This is a genomic window from Actinotalea sp. JY-7876 (genome assembly GCF_014042015.1).
Classification (GTDB): Bacteria; Actinomycetota; Actinomycetes; order Actinomycetales; family Cellulomonadaceae; genus Actinotalea.
Genome location: NZ_CP059493.1, coordinates 3,188,175 through 3,205,070 on the forward strand (window position 1 = coordinate 3,188,175; position 16,896 = coordinate 3,205,070).

Consider the following 16,896-nt stretch of genomic DNA (forward strand, 5'->3'; position numbering starts at 1 on the left):
GCCCTTCCGCCCCGGTGGGAGACTGGGGCGTGCTCCCCCGCCCCGCCCTCGTCGACCTGCCCGACGCCTCCGAGGCGGCGGACCTGCGCCTCGTCGCCCTCGACATGGACGGCACGCTGCTCGACGCCGACCACGAGGTCGACCCGTCCTTCTGGCCCGTCGCCGACGAGCTCGAGCGCCGCGGCGTCGTGCTCTGCGCCGCCAGCGGCCGCCAGCGGGCGACGCTGGAGGAGATGTTCGGCGCGCGGGCCGAGGGCATGGTGCTCATCGCCGAGAACGGCGCCGACGTCGTCCACCACGGCCGGCGCGTGAGCACGAGCGTGGTCTCCCGCGACGCCGTCGTGCGCGCGGTCGAGACGGTGCGCGGCCTGGCGCACGAGGGCGAGCCGGTCGGCACTGTCCTGTCGGGCGCGGGGTCGGCGTACGTCGAGCGGCACGACGACGCCTTCCTCGGCGCCGTCTCGCGCTACTACGCGCGCCTGGAGTGCGTGCCCGACCTGCTCGCCGTCGACGACGACGCGCTCAAGGTCGCCGTCCACCACGAGGTCGACGTCGCCGCGCGGACGCATCCCGCGCTCGCGCCGCTCGCCGCGGAGCACACCGTGGTGCTGTCCGGCGAGCACTGGGTCGACGTCATGGCGCGCGGCACCGACAAGGGGGTCGCGCTGCGACGGGCGCAGGAGGCGCTCGGCGTCACCGCGGCGCAGACGGCGGCCTTCGGCGACCACCTCAACGACCTCGAGCTGCTCGCCGCGGCGGGCATGTCCTTCGCGATGGCGAACGGCCACCCCGACGTCCGCGCCGCGGCGCGCTTCGTCGCGCCGCCGCACACGGAGAACGGTGTGACGCGGGTGCTGGCCGCCCTGCTCGACCTCGCCGGCTGACCCGCGCGGGTCACGCGTCCCGTCCCCCGGCCGCGCCGCTGCCCAGCCGGGGGAACGGACGCACCGAGAAGACCACCTCGACCGGCACCTCGAAGTACTCGGCGATGCGCAGCGCGAGGTGCAGGCTCGGGCTGTACTCGCCACGCTCGAGGTAGCCGATGGTCTGGTAGTGGACGCCGAGGGCGTCGGCCAGCTCGCGGCGAGAGACGCCGCGCTCCGCGCGCAGCATCGCGATCCGGTTGTGGACCGCCTCGCCCGAGGGCGCGGTGCGCTCAGCCAATCCGCTGCATCCGTTCCTGCCTGCGAGCCTCGACGGCCGAGCCCGACTCCCGGCGCGCCATCCTACGGAGCACGCGCGGGGCGAGCAGCAGGCCGACGGCGGTCCACACGCCCAGGACGCCCACGGCCTCCAGGACGCGCCACTCGCCTCCGAGCTCGAGCATCGTGGCGCCGTCGGGCAGGGTCGCCCAGCGCATCACGTGGCCCAGCCAGTACATCGGGAACACCTGGCCCACGGCCTGCATCCACGGGGCGAGCTGGGTGATGGGCACGAAGATCCCCGAGACGGCGCCCATCGCCAGGATCGGCAGCATGCCCCAGGTGCTCACCTGGCCCGCCTTGCGCGCGACGGATCCCACGACCATGCCGATCGGCAGCGTCGCCACCAGGCCCAGGAACAGCGCGGCCGCCAGCACGACCCAGCCGACGGCGCCGCGGTGGACGTCGACGCCGAGGAACAGGACGGACGGCACCAGGATGATCGTGAGCATCGGCAGGATGCCGAGCGCCTGGACGACGACCTGTCCCGTCACGTACCCGGCCATGCCGTTCGGGGCCGCCTTCGCGCGCAGGAGCGTCCCGTCCTCACGCTCGATGACGAGCGTGAACGCGGGCCCGAGCACACCGCCGAAGACGAGCATCGCGGCGAGCGCTCCGGGAAGCACGAGCGTCGGCATCGTCAGCGACGTCCCCGGCGCGACGGCGTCGCGGTTGAGCACGAGGTAGAGCAGCAGGCCGCCGCCCCAGCCGAGGTAGAACAGCAGGTCCTCGGGATTGCGCAGGCTGATCCGGAACTCCCTCAGGCCGCGCCGGGCCCCGACCCGGAGCGCGTGGCGCAGCGGGGACGCCGGCGTCACCGCCCGCCCGCTCGTCGCCGCGCTCATCGGACCGCTCCGTCGAAGCTCAGGGTCGTGCCAAACCCGCCGTGCTCGTGCTCGTGCTCGTGCACGAGCCGCACGTAGGCGTCCTCGAGGCTGGCGCGCCGGACCTCGAGGTCGGTGACGCCCTCGTGCTGGAGCAGCTCGCGGACGAACGCCGTGGCGTCGTCGGCCGCGTGGACGAAGCGCTCCCCGTCGCGCGACCACCGGACCTCGGCGCGGCTCGCGGTCTGGCGCGCGAGCGCGTCGGGGCTGCCGTCGGCGACGATGCGCCCACCGGCGAGGATGAGGATCCGGTCCGCGAGCTTCTCGGCCTCGGCGAGGTCGTGCGTGGTCAGCAGCACCGTGGTGTCCTCCAGGTCGACGAGCGCGTGGACCACCTCGTGGAAGTCGCGGCGCGCCTCGGGGTCGAAGCCGGCGGTGGGCTCGTCGAGGAAGAGCAGCTCCGGCCGGCCGACGATCCCGATGGCGACGTCGAGCCGGCGCCGCTGCCCGCCGGACAGCCGCATCAGCATCTGGTCCGCCGCGTCGGCGAGACCGACGGTGGCCAGCAGCTCGTCGACGTCGCGCGGCCGCGCGCGGTCCGGCGTGCCGTAGGGCCGGTAGTAGTCGCCGAGGTGGGCGAGCAGCTCGCGCACGCGCCACCGGCGGTGGTCCCGCCAGGACTGGAGCACGACGCCGATCCCCGCGCGCCAGCTCTCGGGTGCGGTCGCGGGGTCCTCGCCGAGCACGCGCACGTCCCCCGCCGAGCGCTCACGGAAGCCCTCGAGGATCTCGACCGTCGTCGTCTTGCCGGCGCCGTTGGGACCGAGGAGGGCGACCACCTCGCCGCGCCGGACACAGAGGTCGACCCCGTCGAGCACGTCCGTGGTCCCGTAGCGCATCCGCAGGCCGCTCACGGCGACCGCCTCGTCGTCCATCCGTCCCCCAGCCCATAGTGTGCCTCATGCTGTATGTAGCATGTGTACTACACCACACAGCACACCTCAACCCCCCACCTGCGCCGCGCGAGCGACCGACCTACGATCGCCGGGCACCGATCCGCCGGCCCGAGGGCCACCACCGTCGGGAGACACACCGTGCAGCAGCGCCGCATCGGCGACCGGTCCGTCAGCGCCATCGGCCTGGGCGGCATGCCCATGTCCATCGAGGGCCGGCCCGACGAGGCCCGGTCGATCGCCACGATCCACGCCGCGCTCGACGCGGGCGTGACGCTCATCGACACAGCGGACAGCTACCACCGCGACCCGACCGACGTCGGCCACAACGAGCTGCTCATCGCCAAGGCGCTGCGGCTCGCCGGCACGGGACCGGACGACGTCCTCGTCGCGACCAAGGGCGGCCACCGCCGCCCGGGCGACGGCTCCTGGTACGTCCAGGGCGACGCCGCCTACCTCAAGCAGGCGTGCGAGGCGTCCCTGCAGCGCCTCGACGTCGAGGCGATCGGCCTCTACCAGTTCCACCGGACCGACCCAGCCGTGCCGTACGAGGAGTCCGTCGGCGCGCTCCGCGACCTGCTCGACGAGGGCAAGATCCTCATGGCGGGCATCTCGAACGCGAGCCCGGACCAGATCCGGCTCGCGCAGGAGGTCCTCGGCGGGCGCCTGGTCTCCGTCCAGAACCAGTTCTCGCCGGCGTTCCGCAGCAGCGAGCCGGAGCTCGAGCTGTGCGCCGAGCTCGACATCGCCTTCCTGCCCTGGAGCCCGCTCGGGGGCATCAAGAACGCCGGTGACCTGGGCGGCAACCACGCGGCGTTCGCGCAGGTGGCCGCGGAGCGCGGCGTGAGCCCGCAGCAGGTCTGCCTCGCGTGGGAGCTGGCCAAGGCCGACGTCGTCGTCCCGATCCCCGGCGCGAGCCGCCCGGAGAGCATCACGGACTCGGTGCGCGCTGCCGAGCTGGAGCTCACGGCCGAGGAGCTGGCGCGGCTCGACGGCTGAGACGACCGGCTCAGGCCTCGAGCAGGATCGTCACCGGGCCGTCGTTGACCAGCTCCACCGCCATGTCGGCGCCGAACACGCCCGTGGCGACCTCGAGTCCGCTCTCGCGCAGGGCCGCCACGACCTGCGCGACGAGCGGCTCCGCCACGGGGCCCGGCGCGGCGGCGTGCCAGGTGGGCCGCCGGCCCTTGCGCGTGTCGCCGTAGAGCGTGAACTGGCTGACGACGAGCACCGGCGCCCCCGCGTCCACGGCCGAGCGCTCGTCGCGCAGGATGCGCAGCTCCGCGATCTTCCGGGCGATCCGCGCCACCTGCTCCGGCCCGTCGTCGTGCGTGACGCCGACCAGGACGGCCAGGCCCGGGCGGTCGATCGCGCCCACGACCTCGCCGGCGACGGTGACCGACGCGCGGGTCACGCGCTGCACGACGGCCCTCACCGGGCCACCCCGGCGAACGCGGTCCGGACCTCGCCCACGGGCACCCCGTGCCCGAGCACAGGGGTGCGGCCGGCCGCCTCGAGCGCCGCGGGTACCTCCTGGCCCGCCGCCCGCAGCGCCAGCGCGACCGCGGCGACCAGCACCGCCGGCCGCGGCCGCGGCGACCCGTCCGCGACCTTGAACGCGATTCCCGTCCCGTCCGGGAGCCCGGCCGCGTACACGCCCTCGGCACCGTCCTTGGCGACGAGGCCCGGGACGGCCCGCATCACGGCCGTGACGTCCCGCCCGGGCCCGCCGACGAGGTCCGGACGCGCCGCCATGGCCCGCGCCACGCGCGCCTCGTCGCCGTCGCCCGCCCCGGCGCCCGCCCGCGCGATCCGGCCGAGCGCCCGCGCCAGCCCGCGCACCGTCGTCGACAGGAGCGGGGCACCGCAGCCGTCGACCGTCACGTGCTCGACCGGGACCCCCGTGAGCTCGCCCACCGTCGACCGGATCGCGCGCTGCAGCGGGTGGTCGGGCGCGAGGTAGGTCGCGGTGTCCCAGCCGGCCGCGACGCAGGTCGCGAGCATCGCGGCGTGCTTGCCCGAGCAGTTCTGGGTCAGCGCCGCGGGGCCGTGACCGGCCGCGCGCCAGGCGTAGGCCGCGTCGGCGTCGAGCGGCAGGTCGGGCGTGTTCTGCAGGGCGTCCGGGCCGAGGCCCGCCCGCTCCAGGACGGCCCGCACGACGGCCAGGTGTGCGTCGGTGCCCGAGTGGCTCGCCGCCGCGAGCGCGAGCGCGTCGACGTCGGCGTCGAGCCCGCACCGGAGCATCGCGACGGCCTGGAGCGGCTTGAGCGAGGAGCGCGGCCACATCGCGGCGTCGGCGTCGCCGACCTCCGCCAGCGTGGCGCCGTCGGCGCCGAGCACGACGAGGTGGCCGTGGTGCACGGACTCCACGAGGTCACCCCGGACGACCTCGGCGAGCAGGTCCGGCGAGGTCACCAGCCGCCCGCCCGCGGACCCGGCCGGCGGGGTCCGCCCCGGCCGTGGCTGCCCATCGCCGGCCGGACGTCCACGAGGTAGACGATCGCGGCCACGGCGCTGCCGAGCGCGAGGAACTGCAGCTCGCCGATGCCGAGGGGGTACGGGATGGCGACGAAGGCGATCGCCGTCGCGACGCCGAGCAGCGCGCCCCAGAACGTCTTGGTCTTCTTGCCCGCGGCGACGAAGGCCCCCGCCGGGCGGCGCACCAGGTCGATGAGCGCGACGACGCAGGCGGCGAAGACGCCGACGTAGAGCGCGAGGAAGATGAGGACCTGGATGGACGCGATCACGGCACGAGCGTACGAGACGCGACCGGGGGTCAGATCTCGGGCAGGTTCGCGCGGGCCTCGCCGGGCTCGGCGCCCGCGGCCTCGAGGAGGTCGACCAGGAGCGAGCGCAGCAGCAGCACGAGGCTCTGGGCGTGCCAGTCGTCGGGCACGACGAGCCACGGGTCCGTGCGGCGCGCGAGGTCGGCGAGCCGCTCCCTGGCCCGACCGCGGTCCCCGCCCGAGCCCAGCGCACCCGCGAGGTCACCGGCCGCCGTCGCGACGTCCTCGACCAGGGCCGCCAGGCCGGCCAGGTCGTGGGTCTCGCGCACGACGGCACGGCTGCGGCGCGCGAGCACGCGCGCGTTGCGCATGGCGCGGTCGACGCACACCGCCGCGCCCTCGAGCTGGCGCAGCTCGGCGACGTGGCGCCGGAACGCCGGCGAGACGCGCGCCGACTGCCGCGCCGCCGACGCGGAGTCCCGCCACTGGTCGAGCACCGGCTGGGAGGCACGGCCCCGCGCGAGCGCCTCCTCGACCTCGTCCTCGTCCCGGCGCTCGAGGCCCGTCGCGAGGTGCCGCAGCAGCTCCGCCACCTCGGTGAGCGCCTCCTCGCCGACCGCGCGCACGCGGCGCCGCGGGTCCTGCGGCCACAGCGTCGCCACCATCAGCGCGAGGACGCCGCCGACGAGCGCGTCGAGCCAGCGCCCCACGGGCGACCCGGCCTGGAGCGCGGGTAGCGCCACGATGACGATCGACTGCACGCCCGCCTGCATCGTGAACAGCGCGCCGCGGTCGATGAAGCGCCCCACGAGCGCCGCGATGCTCAGCACGACGGCGATCTGCACCGGCCCGGTGCCGATGACGTGCACCAGCAGGTCGCCGAGGAGCACCCCGACGGCGACGCCGGCGGCGAGCTCGGCGACGCGACGCGGCTGCCGGTCGGCCGTGAAGCCGAGCGCCACCCAGGCCGAGACGGGGGCGAAGAACGGCGCGGGGTGCCCGAGACCGTAGTGGGCGATGGCCCAGGCCGCGCCGGCGGCGACGCTCGCGCCCAGCACCGGCAGCGCGGCGCGGCGCACCCGCCGCCAGCCCTGGCGGACCCGCGCGCGGGCGACCACGCGGGCCGAGGTCACGAGCGCGTCCCCACGGTCGTCGCGGCGCCGGGGCTCAGGGGGTGCGGGGCGAGAGCCCGCGGGCGACGGGCGCGCGGGGGGCCGGCCGGTCCACCGAGACCCCGTCGCCCGGGACGACGACCTCCTGCCCGGCCGCGACGTCGCCGCCCTCGCACGCGACGGTCAGCGTGGCGTCCTGGTCCACGCTGCGCTTCACGACGGCGAGCGCGATCGGGCCGAGCTCGTGGTGCCGGGCGACGGACGTGACCGCCCCGGCCGCGCGGCCGTCGGCGCTCACCTCGGCGCCCGCCACGGGCAGCAGGTGACCGGATCCGTCCAGGTGCAGCATGACGAGCCGGCGCGGTGGGCGGCCGAGGTTGTGCACGCGCGCCACGGTCTCCTGCCCCCGGTAGCAGCCCTTGTGCAGGTGCACGGCGGTGCGCAGCCAGTCGAGCTCGTGCGGGATGGTCCGGTGGTCGACGTCGGTCGCGGCCCGGGGGCGCCACGCGGCGACGCGCGCCGCCTCCGACGCCCAGGTGCCGGCGAGACGCCAGCCCGCGGCCTCGCGCGCCCCGACGGCCGTCTCGAGGCCGTCGCGCAGCACGAGCACCACGCGCCAGGGACGCTCGGCGCCCGGGTGCTCGGCGTCGGGCGGGCCGTAGCGCGTGCCGCCCGCGAGGGTCCGCGGCCACGGGTCGCGCCAGGTGACGGGCTCGGCCTCGCCGCCCTCGGCGTCGACGGGCTCGCCCAGGGCCGCCCAGCGGTCGGTGACGTCCGCGACCTCGACCCGCATCATGAACCGCATCGAGTCGAGCCATGCCGCGAGGGCGGGCGCGCTCTCGGTCAGCAGCCACGTCGTCGTGCCGTCGTCCACCACGCCCGCCGCGTGCTCGACGTGGCCGTGGGGGCTCAGGACCAGCGTCTCGGTCGACGTGCGGGGCGCGAGCGCGGCGAGATCCTGGGAGGTGATCGAGTGCAGCCACGTGAGGCGGTCGGGCCCCGTCACCGTGACCACGCCCAGGTGGGAGAGGTCCACGACGGCGCCGCCGTGGGCGAGCGCGCGCTGCTCCGCCGTCGGGTCGCCGTAGTGCCAGGCCACGCCGGCGTCCGGCCCGGCGCCCTCGACCGCACCCGGTCGCGCGAGGAGCGGGCTGCGCCAGGCGGTCACTGCCGCACCAGGCGCGCCGACGCGTACGACTGCAGCGGCTGGCCGAACGCCTCGAGGTCCCACGTCCACATGAGCTCGCCGTGGACGAGGCCGTACAGCCGGGTCGCGCGCGAGATCTCGGCCGCGTCCTGCGTGCGCGCGATGAGGTCGCTCGCGAGGTCGATCCGACCGTTGCCCACCATGCCGAAGTACAGCGTCAGGTGGCCGGCCGGGTCGACGAGCAGCAGCTCCACCGGGTGGCGGTCCTCCGGGATCCCCTCGGGCCTGTCGGCCGGGACGCGCCAGAAGCCCGACTCGGTCCCCCAGACGCGCCCCTCCGGCTCACCCTCCGTGGCCCCCAGGCGCAGGGTGCTCGTCCACCGCAGGTACGGGCCGCCGTCGTGGTCGACGACGACCTCCTGGACGACCGGCGTCTCGGGGATGTTCGGGTAGACGACGACGCCCTCCCCGCGCCACCGGCCGACGAGCCAGGCGAGCGGGTAGACCTCGGGAGCGAGCCCCTCGGGCAGGACGAAGGACACGTCAGCGCTGGCCCTTGAAGAGCTTGTAGACCACGTAGAAGGCGAACCAGCCGATCGTCAGCGCTGACGCGACCAGCAGGCCGATGAAGAAGATCTCGAGGGCCACCATGCCCCGATCCTAAGCGCCCGGCCGGGGCGCCGCGCCTACGCTGCCCGCATGACGACGCCGACTCCCCCACCTCGCGCGGCCGCGCGGTCGCTCGTGGTCAAGACGACCTCCGGCGCGGACCGCCCGGAGGCGTGCAACCAGGCCTTCACGGTCGCGGCGGCGGCGGTCGCGGCCGGCGCGGACGTGAGCCTGTGGCTCACCGGGGAGGCGGCGTGGCTCGCGCTGCCCGGGCGCACGTCCGACGTCGCGCTCGAGCACGCGACCCCGCTGGGCGACCTGCTCGACGTGGTCCTCGCGGCGGGCACGGTGACCGTCTGCACGCAGTGCGCCGCGCGCCGCGGCATCGGCCCGGACGACGTCGTGCCCGGTGTCCGCGTCGCGGGCGCCGCGACGTTCGTGGAGGAGTCGCTGCGGCCGGGGGCGCAGGCGCTGGTCTACTGAGGCCGCGCCCGGACCGGCTCAGCCCAGCAGGACGCGGCCGACGACGTAGACCAGGATCCCGCTGACCGAGACGGGCAGCACGATCGTGGCGAGCGCGGCCCACCGCTTGCTGAGCACGGGGTGCCGGTCGAACAGCACGTGCAGGGACGCGACGAGGATCCCCGTCGCGAGCCCCAGCACCCCTCCGGAGACGATGTCGGTGCCCGGCATGACGGCACCGACCGCACCGCCCGCGATGACCGCGGCGGTCGTGGTCACCGCGGCAGCCGTCCAGCCCCCGAGGTGGACGGCAGAGACGGCCGCGCCGACGGCGAGCGCGAACGCGCCGCTGACCACCAGGGACGCGCCGCCCGGCGTCCGGCCCGCCGCGACCCAGCCCGCGGCGGCCGAGGCGACCAGCACGCCCGCGACGGTCCCGGTGACCGACTCGACGAGGCGCGTGCGCCCGTCCTGCCGCGCGAGCTCGTTGGCGAACGCCAGCAGGACCGCGAGCGCGATGACGATCGGCAGCGCCCGCAGCACGGGCGCGCCCTGCGTCGCGGTCACCGCCACGACGCCGCCCGCCCCGCCGAGCGCGATGACGACCCCGCTGCCCAGCCGCGACGGCAGGTCCAGCAGCACGGGCCAGCCGACGGCCAGCACGAGGGCCAGGAGACCGGCCCCGGCGACCAGCGCCGGGCCGCCCACGACGGCCGCCCCGCCGACGATCGCGGCGACGGCAGCGGTGAGCACCGTACGGGTCGAGAGGTCCATCAGATCGTGGGGTCCGGGGCCGAGAGCACGGCCAGAGTCTCGCAGATCGTCCGCCTGGCGTTGTCGTGGCACCGCACCCACCGCCGCGGCTGTACCGTGATGCCACCTCGTCCGCAGGAGGTGACCGGCGGTGGCAGACCTGCTGCTCCTGACACCCAGTGCTGGGGGCTCCGTCCAGGTGCTCCCGGCCCTTGGCCTACTCTCCCACCGCGTCCGCGTGCTGCCGGTCGAGCCGTCCGCGCTCCTGGACGCGCCCGACGCCGACGTCCTGCTCCTCGACGCCCGCCGGGACCTCGCGACGGCACGCTCGACGTGCCGGCTGCTGCGCGCCACCGGCCTCACGGTGCCGCTCGTCCTCGTGCTCACGGAGGGCGGCCTGACGGTCGTCACGGGCGAGTGGGGCGCGGCCGACATCCTCCTCGAGGACGCGTCGCCCGCCGAGGTCGAGGCCCGCCTGCGGCTCGTCATCGAGCGCTCCGGTGCGGCCAACCCGGTCGAGGACGTCGAGGAGATCTCCTCGGGCGACCTGACCATCGACGCGGGCGGCTACACCGCACGCGTCCGGGGCCGGCCGCTCGACCTCACCTACAAGGAGTTCGAGCTCCTCAAGTACCTCGCCCAGCACCCGGGCCGCGTCTTCACGCGCGCGCAGCTGCTCCAGGAGGTGTGGGGCTACGACTACTTCGGCGGCACGCGCACCGTCGACGTCCACGTCCGGCGGCTGCGCGCCAAGCTCGGTCCCGAGCACGAGCAGCTCATCGGCACCGTCCGCAACGTGGGCTACCGCTTCGACCCGCCCCACCGGCGCGGCGCGGACCGCGACGGCGGCGCCGCGGCGGGCGGGCTCGCGGCGGACGCCGCGGAGCTGACCGCCGGCGCACCCGACGACCAGCACCTCGCCGGGTGAGGCGCCCGCCCGTACCGGTGCCGGGACGGGCGGGGATAGGTTGGCGCGCGTGACCGATCAGTCCGTCGTGCTCCTGGATGGCCCCTGGCGGCACCAGTTCGTCGCCGCCAACGGCGCCCGGTTCCACGTCGCCGAGGCCGGTCCCGCGGCCGGGGCGGACGCACCCGCCCCCCTCGTCGTGCTCCTGCACGGGTTCCCGCAGACGTGGTGGGCGTGGCGGCACCAGATCCCCGCGCTCGCCGACGCCGGCTACCGGGTCGCCGCCATGGACCTGCGCGGCACCGGCGCCTCGGACAAGCCGCCGCTCGGCTACGACGTGCCCACGCTCGCCCGCGACGTGGCGGGCGTCATCCGCTCGCTGGGCGCCCAGGAAGCGGTCGTCGTCGGCCAGGGCGTGGGCGGCGCCGTCGCCTGGTCCATGCCCGCCCTGCACCCCGACCTGACGCGCGCGGTCGGTGCGTTCTCCGCGCCACACCCGGCGCGGATGCACTCCCCCGCCCTCGCCGTGGCGATGCTGCGGTCCACGCCCGCCCGGCGCCTCGCCTTCTTCCAGCTGCCGTGGTTCCCGGAGCAGTCGATGGCGCGCGGCGACCTCACCGAGCGCGTGCTGACCGAGTGGGGCGCTCCCGGCTGGCTCACGCCCGACGTCGCGCGGACCTACCGGCTCGCGATGCAGGTGCCGTTCGCAGCGCACTCCGCGATGGAGACGCTGCGCTGGCTCGTGCGGTCCACGCCGCGCATGGACGGTCAGCGCTACCTCGCGGCGGTACGCGAGCCGGTCCCGGTGCCCGTCCTGCAGGTGCACGGCACGGCCGACCGGTGCCTGCCCGTCCGCGCGGCGCGCGGCGAGGCGGGGCGGCCCTACCGGTTCGAGACGGTGCCGGGCGCCGGCCACTTCCTCGCCGAGGAGGCGCCGGAGCGCACCACCGAGCTGCTGGTCGACTGGCTCGGCTCGCTGCCCGCGCCCACGGCCTGAGACGGGCTCACGCCCCGGTCGGCTCCGCGGGGGCCAGGTCGGGGTCCTTGACCAGCGCCGCGGCGCGCGCGGGATCGGTCTCCCCGATCCCGTAGGACGGGCACAGGCGTGCCAGCGGGCACGCACCGCACGCCGGCCGACGCGCGTGGCACGTGCGCCGGCCGTGGAAGATGACGCGGTGGGAGAACATCGTCCACTCGCGCTTCTCGATCATGGCGCAGAGCTGGGCCTCGACGACCACCGGGTCCTCGTCGGCGGTCAGACCCAGGCGCCGCACGACGCGCCCCACGTGCGTGTCCACCGGCAGGCCGGGGATCCCGAAGGCGTTGCCGAGCACGACGTTCGCCGTCTTGCGGCCGACGCCGGGCAGGGTGACGAGGTCCGCCATCCGCGCCGGGACCTCGCCGTCGTACCGCTCGACCAGGGCCTGCGCGAGCCCCGTGACCGACGCCGCCTTGGCGCGGAAGAACCCCGTCGGCCGCAGGATCTCCTCGAGGTCGCCGCGGTCCGCGGACGCGAGCGCCGCGGCGTCCGGGTAGCGGGCGAACAGGACGGGGGTGACCTGGTTCACGCGCACGTCGGTCGTCTGGGCCGAGAGCACCGTCGCCACCAGCAGCTCGAGCGGCGTGCGGAAGTCGAGCTCGCACCGCGCCGTCGGGTACCGCTCGGCGAGCAGGCGGTTGACCCGCCGCGCGCGGCGGGTGAGCCCCAGCGGGGTCGGCTCGGCCATGGCGACACCCTACGCACGCCCGACGACGCCCGAAGGGGTGAAACCGTCCGGGAACGCCTCAAGATCATCCGGCCGACGGACGATCGATGGGTATCGGCCCGCGGCGGCCGCGGGAGGAGGACGGCATGGCAGGGCACGTGTCCGGTGAGTGGACGATCCCGTCGACGGTCGGCTCACGCTCGACGCGAGCGGCCCTGCGCACCGAACGCGCCCAGCTCGCCCGGTGGCGCCGGCTCGTCCGCGCCCGCCTCGACCTCGCGGTCGCCGCACTCGCACCCCCGGACCACGTCGGTGCGATGACCTGGGACCTGCTGCCCGAGGCCCAGATGGCGCTGCCCGCGCCGCAGGAGCTCGTGCGCGCGGTCACCGTGGCCACGCCGCGGGACCAGGACCCGGTGGCCCTCCTCGAGCACCTGCGCCACCTCGACCAGCGGCTCGCCGCGTACGGCGCGGCGCTCGACGCGGCACTCGAGACGACGGCCCGCCAGGCCTGCCTCGCCGACGCGATGGCACCCGACGCTCGCTGACCCCTTCCGGGTGAGGCAGGATGAGGATGTCGCTCGGCGAGCGACGCTGGTGAACGGCAACGTGGAACGAGGGACTGTGGACGACGACGTGGTGCTCTCGGCCCCCCTGTTCGCCGCGATCGACAAGGACGCGGCGCAGGCCCTGTACGCCTCCATGACGCCCCTGCGCCTGCTGCGCGGGCACGCGGTCTTCCATGAGGGCGAGCCCGGCGACCGCCTGTACGTCATCGGCACCGGCAAGGTGAAGCTCGGTCGCCGGTCGAACGACGGCCGCGAGAACCTGCTCTCGATCCTCGGACCGGGCGAGATGTTCGGCGAGCTCTCGCTGTTCGACCCCGGCCCCCGCACGGCGACGGCGACGGCCGTGGCGGACGCGACGCTGTACGAGCTCAGCCACGCCGAGCTCATCACGTGGCTCGAGCGCTACCCCGCGGTCGCCAAGCACCTGCTCGAGGCGCTCGCCCGCCGGCTGCGCCGGACGAACGAGGCGCTCGCGGACCTCGTCTTCTCCGACGTGCCCGGACGCGTCGCGAAGGCGCTGCTGGACCTGTCCACGCGGTTCGGCGAGGAGGTCACCGACGGCCTGCGGGTCGCCCACGACCTGACGCAGGAGGAGCTCGCGCAGCTCGTCGGGGCGTCGCGCGAGACGGTCAACAAGGCGCTCGCGGACTTCGCCGCCCGCGGCTGGGTGCGGCGCGAGGGCCGGGCCATCGTGCTGCTCGACATCGACCGGCTCGAGCGCCGGGCGCGCTGACGGACCGGCCGCTCTGCGGCAAGCGAGCTCTGCGGTCAGGCGAGCTCGACGACCAGCTCGATCTCGACGGGCGAGTCCAGCGGCAGGACGGCCACGCCCACGGCGCTGCGGGCGTGCTTGCCCGCCTCGCCGAAGACCTGCCCCAGCAGCTCGCTCGCGCCGTTCACCACGGCCGGCTGCCCCGTGAAGGCCGGGTCGCTCGCCACGAAGCCCACGACCTTGACGACGCGACGCACGCGGTCGAGGCTGCCCGCCTGCTCCGCGACGGCCGCGAGGGCGTTGAGCGCCGCGGTCCGCGCGAGCTCGGCCGCGCGCGCCGGCGGCACGAGCCCCTCGCCCTCGCCCACCTTGCCGGTGACCGGCAGCGCGCCGTCCACGAACGGGAGCTGGCCCGCGGTCCAGACGAGCGACCCGCTGCGCACCGCCGGCACGTACGCAGCCACCGGGGCCGCGACGGCGGGCAGGCTCAGGCCGAGCTCCGCGAGCCGGCGGCCGACGCCCCCGTGCTCGCTCACGCGTCGCCGCCGGTCGGGCGCTTGAGGTACGCGACCAGGCCGTTGCCGTCCGGGCCCGTGACGACCTGGACGAGCTCCCAGCCGTCCGCGCCCCACTGGTCGAGGATCGCCTTGGTGGCGTGGACGATCAGGGGAACGGTCGCGTACTCCCACGTGGTGGCCATGCGTGCACCGTACCGGCGTCCACGAAGCCTTCACACCGGGGCGCCCGCGACACCCGGGTCGACGCGACGGCCTCCCGTAGTGTGTGCAGCATGGTGTCCTCTGCGTCCGCTCGGCCTCGGGGCCGGCAGGTCAACGTGCTCCAGGCCCTCGGCCTCCTCCTCGCGTTCCTGCTCATGGCCACCGTGGGCGGGCTGCTGTCGGCGGGCCTCGTCATGCCCGCCGTCGCGACCACGAGCACCCTGACCGACACCGGTGTGCGGCTGTTCGACGAGGTCCCGGCCGACCTCGAGCAGGTGACCCTCTCCGAGAAGTCGGTCATCCACGCGGCCGACGGCACGGTGCTGGCCACCTTCTACAGCGAGAACCGCATCGTGGTGCCGCTCGACCAGATCTCGGTCCACATGCGCAACGCCGTCGTCGCGACCGAGGACCGGCGGTTCTACCAGCACGGCGGGGTCGACCTGCAGGGCATGACCCGAGCGCTGATGAAGAACCTCACGAGCGACGAGCTCGAGGGCGGCTCGACGCTCACCCAGCAGTACGTCAAGAACGCGCTGATCCAGGCCGCCCTCACGGCGGACACGGAGGAGGAGCGCCTGGCGGCGATCGAGGCCGCGCGCGAGACGGAAGGCATACCGGGCTACGCGCGCAAGCTCCAGGAGGCCAAGACCGCGCTCTCGCTCGAGGAGCGCATGACCAAGGACGAGATCCTCGAGGCCTACCTCAACATCTCCCAGTTCGGGCTGTCCGTGTACGGCGTCGAGGCCGCCGCCCAGCACTTCTTCTCGACCTCGGCCGCCAACCTCAACTACCTCCAGGCCGCGACGATCGCCGGCGTCACCAAGGCGCCGAGCGACTACGACCCCGTGCGCAACCCCGAGGCCGCGCAGAGCCGCCGCAACCTCGTGCTCGACCTCATGCTGCGCGAGGGCTACATCACCGCGGAGGAGCACGACGCCGGGGTGGCGACCCCGCTCACCGACACGCTCGTGGTCAGCAGCTCCAAGCTCGGGTGCGTCGAGGCGAACGCCGTCTTCAACGCCGGGTACTTCTGCGACTACGTCACGAAGATCATCGCTAACGACCCGGCCTTCGGCGAGACGCCGGCCGACCGGCAGCGGCTGCTCCTCAACGGCGGCCTGACGATCAACACCACCCTCGTGCCGAGCCTCCAGCAGGCCGCGGACGAGGAGGTCAAGAACGGCATCCCCGTGCTCGACCCGTCCGGCGTCGCGTCGGCGATCTCCGTCGTCGAGCCCGGCACGGGCAAGGTCGTGGCGATGGCGCAGAACCGCATCTTCAACAGCGCCCAGGTCGTCGGCCCGGGCGAGACGGCGGTCAACTACAACACGGACAAGGCCTACGGCTCCTCGGGCGGGTTCCACCCCGGGTCGACGTTCAAGCCCTTCACGCTCGTGCAGTGGCTCAAGGAGGGGCACAGCCTCAACGAGACGATCGACGCGCGGAAGCTCGAGTACCCGATGCGCGAGTTCAACTCGCCGTCGTGCGGTGCCGTCTTCAACGGGCAGCCCCCGTACAGGTTCGGCAACGCCGAGGGCCCCGGCGGCGTCATGAGCGTGCTGCAGGCGACGCGCGGGTCCGTGAACTCCGGGTACATCCGGATGGCGAGCGAGCTCGACCTGTGCGGCATCTTCGACACCGCCGCCGACCTCGGAGTCCACAAGGCCAACGGCGACCCGGTCGACGTCGTGCCGTCCAACGTCCTCGGGTCCACCGAGATCGCGCCGCTGACCATGGCCTCGGCGTTCGCCGCCTTCGCCGCGAACGGCGTGTTCTGCGAGCCGATCGCGATCACGAGCATCGTGGACACCAACGGCGTCTCGCTGCCCGTGCCCCAGCCCAACTGCCGGCAGGCGATCTCGCCGGAGATCGCCGCGGCGATCAACTTCGCGCTCAGCGGCGTCTGGGGCGGCACCGCCAAGGACGTCACGCCGCCTCCCGGGCGACCCTCGGCGGGCAAGACGGGGACCACCTCGCACAACGAGTACACCTGGTTCGTCGGGTACACGCCGCAGCTCGCGTCGGCCGTGTGGGTCGGCTTCCCCGACACCATGCGTCCCGTGCAGCGGATGACGATCAACGGCAAGTGGGTCCGCAACGCGTACGGCTCGACCATCGCGGCGCCGACGTGGTCACGGTTCATGACCCGGGCGCTCGACGGCGTCCCGGCCGTCCCCTTCGCCGAGGCCAGCCGGCAGCAGGTCGAGGGCGTGCAGGTGCGCGTGCCCGACGTCGGCGGCATGACGCCCGAGCAGGCGCAGTCGCAGGTCACCGGCGCGGGCTTCCGGCCGCAGGTCGATCCCACCCCCGTGTTCTCGCAGTACGCACCGGGCACCGCTGCGGGCACCTCGCCCGGGGGCGGCAGCACGGCCACCCGCGGTTCCGTCGTCACCATCCAGATCTCTCAGGGACCCGACCCGGCCGCGGTGGCTCCACCGCCCGGTGGTGGCGGTGAGGAGAACGACCGCGACGGCGACGGCTGACGCCGTGGG

At 75.1% G+C, this 16,896-nt stretch carries 21 protein-coding genes; 8 read left to right on the forward strand and 13 right to left on the reverse strand.

Translation table 11 applies throughout. From position 1 onward, the window contains the following. The first annotated feature begins 29 nt into the window (after positions 1-29). The gene (locus tag H2O74_RS14670) at positions 30-884 is read left to right on the forward strand and encodes a Cof-type HAD-IIB family hydrolase (protein WP_255491659.1); all 855 of its coding nucleotides are present in this window, start codon (positions 30-32) and stop codon (positions 882-884) included. Positions 885-894: 10 nt separating this feature from the next. On the opposite strand, the gene H2O74_RS14675 is transcribed toward H2O74_RS14670, so the two are convergent. From H2O74_RS14675 to H2O74_RS14685, 3 genes are read right to left on the reverse strand one after another with little or no spacing between them, the layout of a single operon-like run. After that, complete coding sequence (locus tag H2O74_RS14675; protein WP_255491660.1) at positions 895-1,164, reverse strand: helix-turn-helix transcriptional regulator; 270 nt, start codon at positions 1,162-1,164, stop codon at positions 895-897. Beyond that, positions 1,157-2,047 carry an ABC transporter permease gene (locus tag H2O74_RS14680; RefSeq protein WP_182112254.1) on the reverse strand — a complete coding sequence of 297 codons (891 nt, stop codon included), beginning with the start codon at positions 2,045-2,047 and terminating at the stop codon, positions 1,157-1,159. The genes H2O74_RS14675 and H2O74_RS14680 overlap by 8 nt, the downstream gene beginning before the upstream one ends. Continuing rightward, positions 2,044-2,961, reverse strand: coding sequence for an ABC transporter ATP-binding protein (locus tag H2O74_RS14685; RefSeq protein ID WP_182112255.1), 918 nt, complete (start codon positions 2,959-2,961; stop codon positions 2,044-2,046). Before H2O74_RS14685 ends, H2O74_RS14680 begins: the two co-directional genes overlap by 4 nt. Before the next feature lie 159 nt (positions 2,962-3,120). Between H2O74_RS14685 and H2O74_RS14690 the strand changes: the two genes are divergently transcribed. Beyond that, positions 3,121-3,978 carry an aldo/keto reductase gene (locus H2O74_RS14690; RefSeq protein ID WP_182112256.1) on the forward strand — a complete coding sequence of 286 codons (858 nt, stop codon included), beginning with the start codon at positions 3,121-3,123 and terminating at the stop codon, positions 3,976-3,978. A 10-nt stretch (positions 3,979-3,988) separates the two neighbouring features. Here the strand turns inward: H2O74_RS14690 and dtd are convergent, their stop codons facing one another. Genes dtd through H2O74_RS14720 form a run of 6 tightly spaced genes read right to left on the reverse strand, consistent with a single transcriptional unit; the run spans position 3,989 to position 8,506 of the window. Further along, complete coding sequence (gene dtd / locus H2O74_RS14695; RefSeq protein ID WP_182112257.1) at positions 3,989-4,414, reverse strand: D-aminoacyl-tRNA deacylase; 426 nt, start codon at positions 4,412-4,414, stop codon at positions 3,989-3,991. Next, positions 4,411-5,397, reverse strand: coding sequence for an asparaginase (locus H2O74_RS14700; protein ID WP_182114312.1), 987 nt, complete (start codon positions 5,395-5,397; stop codon positions 4,411-4,413). The genes dtd and H2O74_RS14700 overlap by 4 nt, the downstream gene beginning before the upstream one ends. Continuing rightward, a complete protein-coding gene (locus H2O74_RS14705) occupies positions 5,391-5,726 on the reverse strand; it encodes a DUF2516 family protein (RefSeq protein WP_182112258.1) in 336 nt (111 codons plus the stop codon). Before H2O74_RS14705 ends, H2O74_RS14700 begins: the two co-directional genes overlap by 7 nt. 29 nt (positions 5,727-5,755) lie before the next feature. Then, positions 5,756-6,838, reverse strand: a complete 1,083-nt coding sequence (locus H2O74_RS14710) for an FUSC family protein (RefSeq protein WP_182112259.1) — start codon at positions 6,836-6,838, stop codon at positions 5,756-5,758. Between the two features lie 34 nt (positions 6,839-6,872). Continuing rightward, a complete protein-coding gene (locus tag H2O74_RS14715; protein ID WP_182112260.1) occupies positions 6,873-7,985 on the reverse strand; it encodes a folate-binding protein YgfZ in 1,113 nt (370 codons plus the stop codon). Then, the gene (locus H2O74_RS14720; protein ID WP_182112261.1) at positions 7,982-8,506 is read right to left on the reverse strand and encodes an FABP family protein; all 525 of its coding nucleotides are present in this window, start codon (positions 8,504-8,506) and stop codon (positions 7,982-7,984) included. Before H2O74_RS14720 ends, H2O74_RS14715 begins: the two co-directional genes overlap by 4 nt. 157 nt (positions 8,507-8,663) lie before the next feature. Here H2O74_RS14720 and H2O74_RS14725 point away from each other — a divergent pair, with 157 nt between their 5' ends. Beyond that, entirely contained in the window at positions 8,664-9,056 is a 393-nt protein-coding gene (locus H2O74_RS14725; RefSeq protein WP_182112262.1) for a DsrE family protein, read from the forward strand. A gap of 18 nt (positions 9,057-9,074) precedes the next feature. Here H2O74_RS14725 and H2O74_RS14730 read toward each other — a convergent pair whose 3' ends face one another. Further along, a complete protein-coding gene (locus H2O74_RS14730; RefSeq protein WP_182112263.1) occupies positions 9,075-9,809 on the reverse strand; it encodes a hypothetical protein in 735 nt (244 codons plus the stop codon). 130 nt (positions 9,810-9,939) lie between these two features. Between H2O74_RS14730 and H2O74_RS14735 the strand changes: the two genes are divergently transcribed. Together H2O74_RS14735 and H2O74_RS14740 are read left to right on the forward strand one after the other, a co-directional pair. After that, positions 9,940-10,716 carry a response regulator transcription factor gene (locus H2O74_RS14735; protein WP_182112264.1) on the forward strand — a complete coding sequence of 259 codons (777 nt, stop codon included), beginning with the start codon at positions 9,940-9,942 and terminating at the stop codon, positions 10,714-10,716. A 49-nt stretch (positions 10,717-10,765) separates the two neighbouring features. Further along, entirely contained in the window at positions 10,766-11,692 is a 927-nt protein-coding gene (locus H2O74_RS14740; RefSeq protein WP_182112265.1) for an alpha/beta fold hydrolase, read from the forward strand. A 7-nt stretch (positions 11,693-11,699) separates the two neighbouring features. On the opposite strand, the gene nth is transcribed toward H2O74_RS14740, so the two are convergent. Further along, positions 11,700-12,422 carry an endonuclease III gene (gene nth, locus H2O74_RS14745; RefSeq protein WP_182112266.1) on the reverse strand — a complete coding sequence of 241 codons (723 nt, stop codon included), beginning with the start codon at positions 12,420-12,422 and terminating at the stop codon, positions 11,700-11,702. Between the two features lie 125 nt (positions 12,423-12,547). Here nth and H2O74_RS14750 point away from each other — a divergent pair, with 125 nt between their 5' ends. Beyond that, positions 12,548-12,949, forward strand: a complete 402-nt coding sequence (locus H2O74_RS14750; protein WP_182112267.1) for a hypothetical protein — start codon at positions 12,548-12,550, stop codon at positions 12,947-12,949. A 76-nt stretch (positions 12,950-13,025) separates the two neighbouring features. Further along, entirely contained in the window at positions 13,026-13,703 is a 678-nt protein-coding gene (locus H2O74_RS14755) for a Crp/Fnr family transcriptional regulator (protein WP_304518597.1), read from the forward strand. Positions 13,704-13,738: 35 nt separating this feature from the next. Here the strand turns inward: H2O74_RS14755 and H2O74_RS14760 are convergent, their stop codons facing one another. Together H2O74_RS14760 and H2O74_RS14765 are read right to left on the reverse strand one after the other, a co-directional pair. Beyond that, positions 13,739-14,218, reverse strand: a complete 480-nt coding sequence (locus tag H2O74_RS14760) for a RidA family protein (protein WP_182112268.1) — start codon at positions 14,216-14,218, stop codon at positions 13,739-13,741. Further along, the gene (locus tag H2O74_RS14765) at positions 14,215-14,382 is read right to left on the reverse strand and encodes a DUF4177 domain-containing protein (protein WP_182112269.1); all 168 of its coding nucleotides are present in this window, start codon (positions 14,380-14,382) and stop codon (positions 14,215-14,217) included. Before H2O74_RS14765 ends, H2O74_RS14760 begins: the two co-directional genes overlap by 4 nt. A gap of 90 nt (positions 14,383-14,472) precedes the next feature. Between H2O74_RS14765 and H2O74_RS14770 the strand changes: the two genes are divergently transcribed. Further along, on the forward strand, positions 14,473-16,887 hold the full coding sequence (locus tag H2O74_RS14770) for a transglycosylase domain-containing protein (RefSeq protein ID WP_182112270.1): 2,415 nt from the start codon (positions 14,473-14,475) through the stop codon (positions 16,885-16,887). Positions 16,888-16,896: the final 9 nt, after the last annotated feature.

Excerpts from the sequence above, each read along its gene's own strand:
- H2O74_RS14765 (WP_182112269.1), bottom strand. The coding sequence starts at position 14,382 with ATGGCCACCACGTGGGAGTACGCGACCGTTCCCCTGATCGTCCACGCC.
- H2O74_RS14750 (WP_182112267.1), top strand. The coding sequence starts at position 12,548 with ATGGCAGGGCACGTGTCCGGTGAGTGGACGATCCCGTCGACGGTCGGC.
- H2O74_RS14730 (WP_182112263.1), bottom strand. The coding sequence starts at position 9,809 with ATGGACCTCTCGACCCGTACGGTGCTCACCGCTGCCGTCGCCGCGATC.
- H2O74_RS14680 (WP_182112254.1), bottom strand. The coding sequence starts at position 2,047 with ATGAGCGCGGCGACGAGCGGGCGGGCGGTGACGCCGGCGTCCCCGCTG.
- nth (WP_182112266.1), bottom strand. The coding sequence starts at position 12,422 with ATGGCCGAGCCGACCCCGCTGGGGCTCACCCGCCGCGCGCGGCGGGTC.
- H2O74_RS14725 (WP_182112262.1), top strand. The coding sequence starts at position 8,664 with ATGACGACGCCGACTCCCCCACCTCGCGCGGCCGCGCGGTCGCTCGTG.
- H2O74_RS14770 (WP_182112270.1), top strand. The coding sequence starts at position 14,473 with ATGGTGTCCTCTGCGTCCGCTCGGCCTCGGGGCCGGCAGGTCAACGTG.
- H2O74_RS14685 (WP_182112255.1), bottom strand. The coding sequence starts at position 2,961 with ATGGACGACGAGGCGGTCGCCGTGAGCGGCCTGCGGATGCGCTACGGG.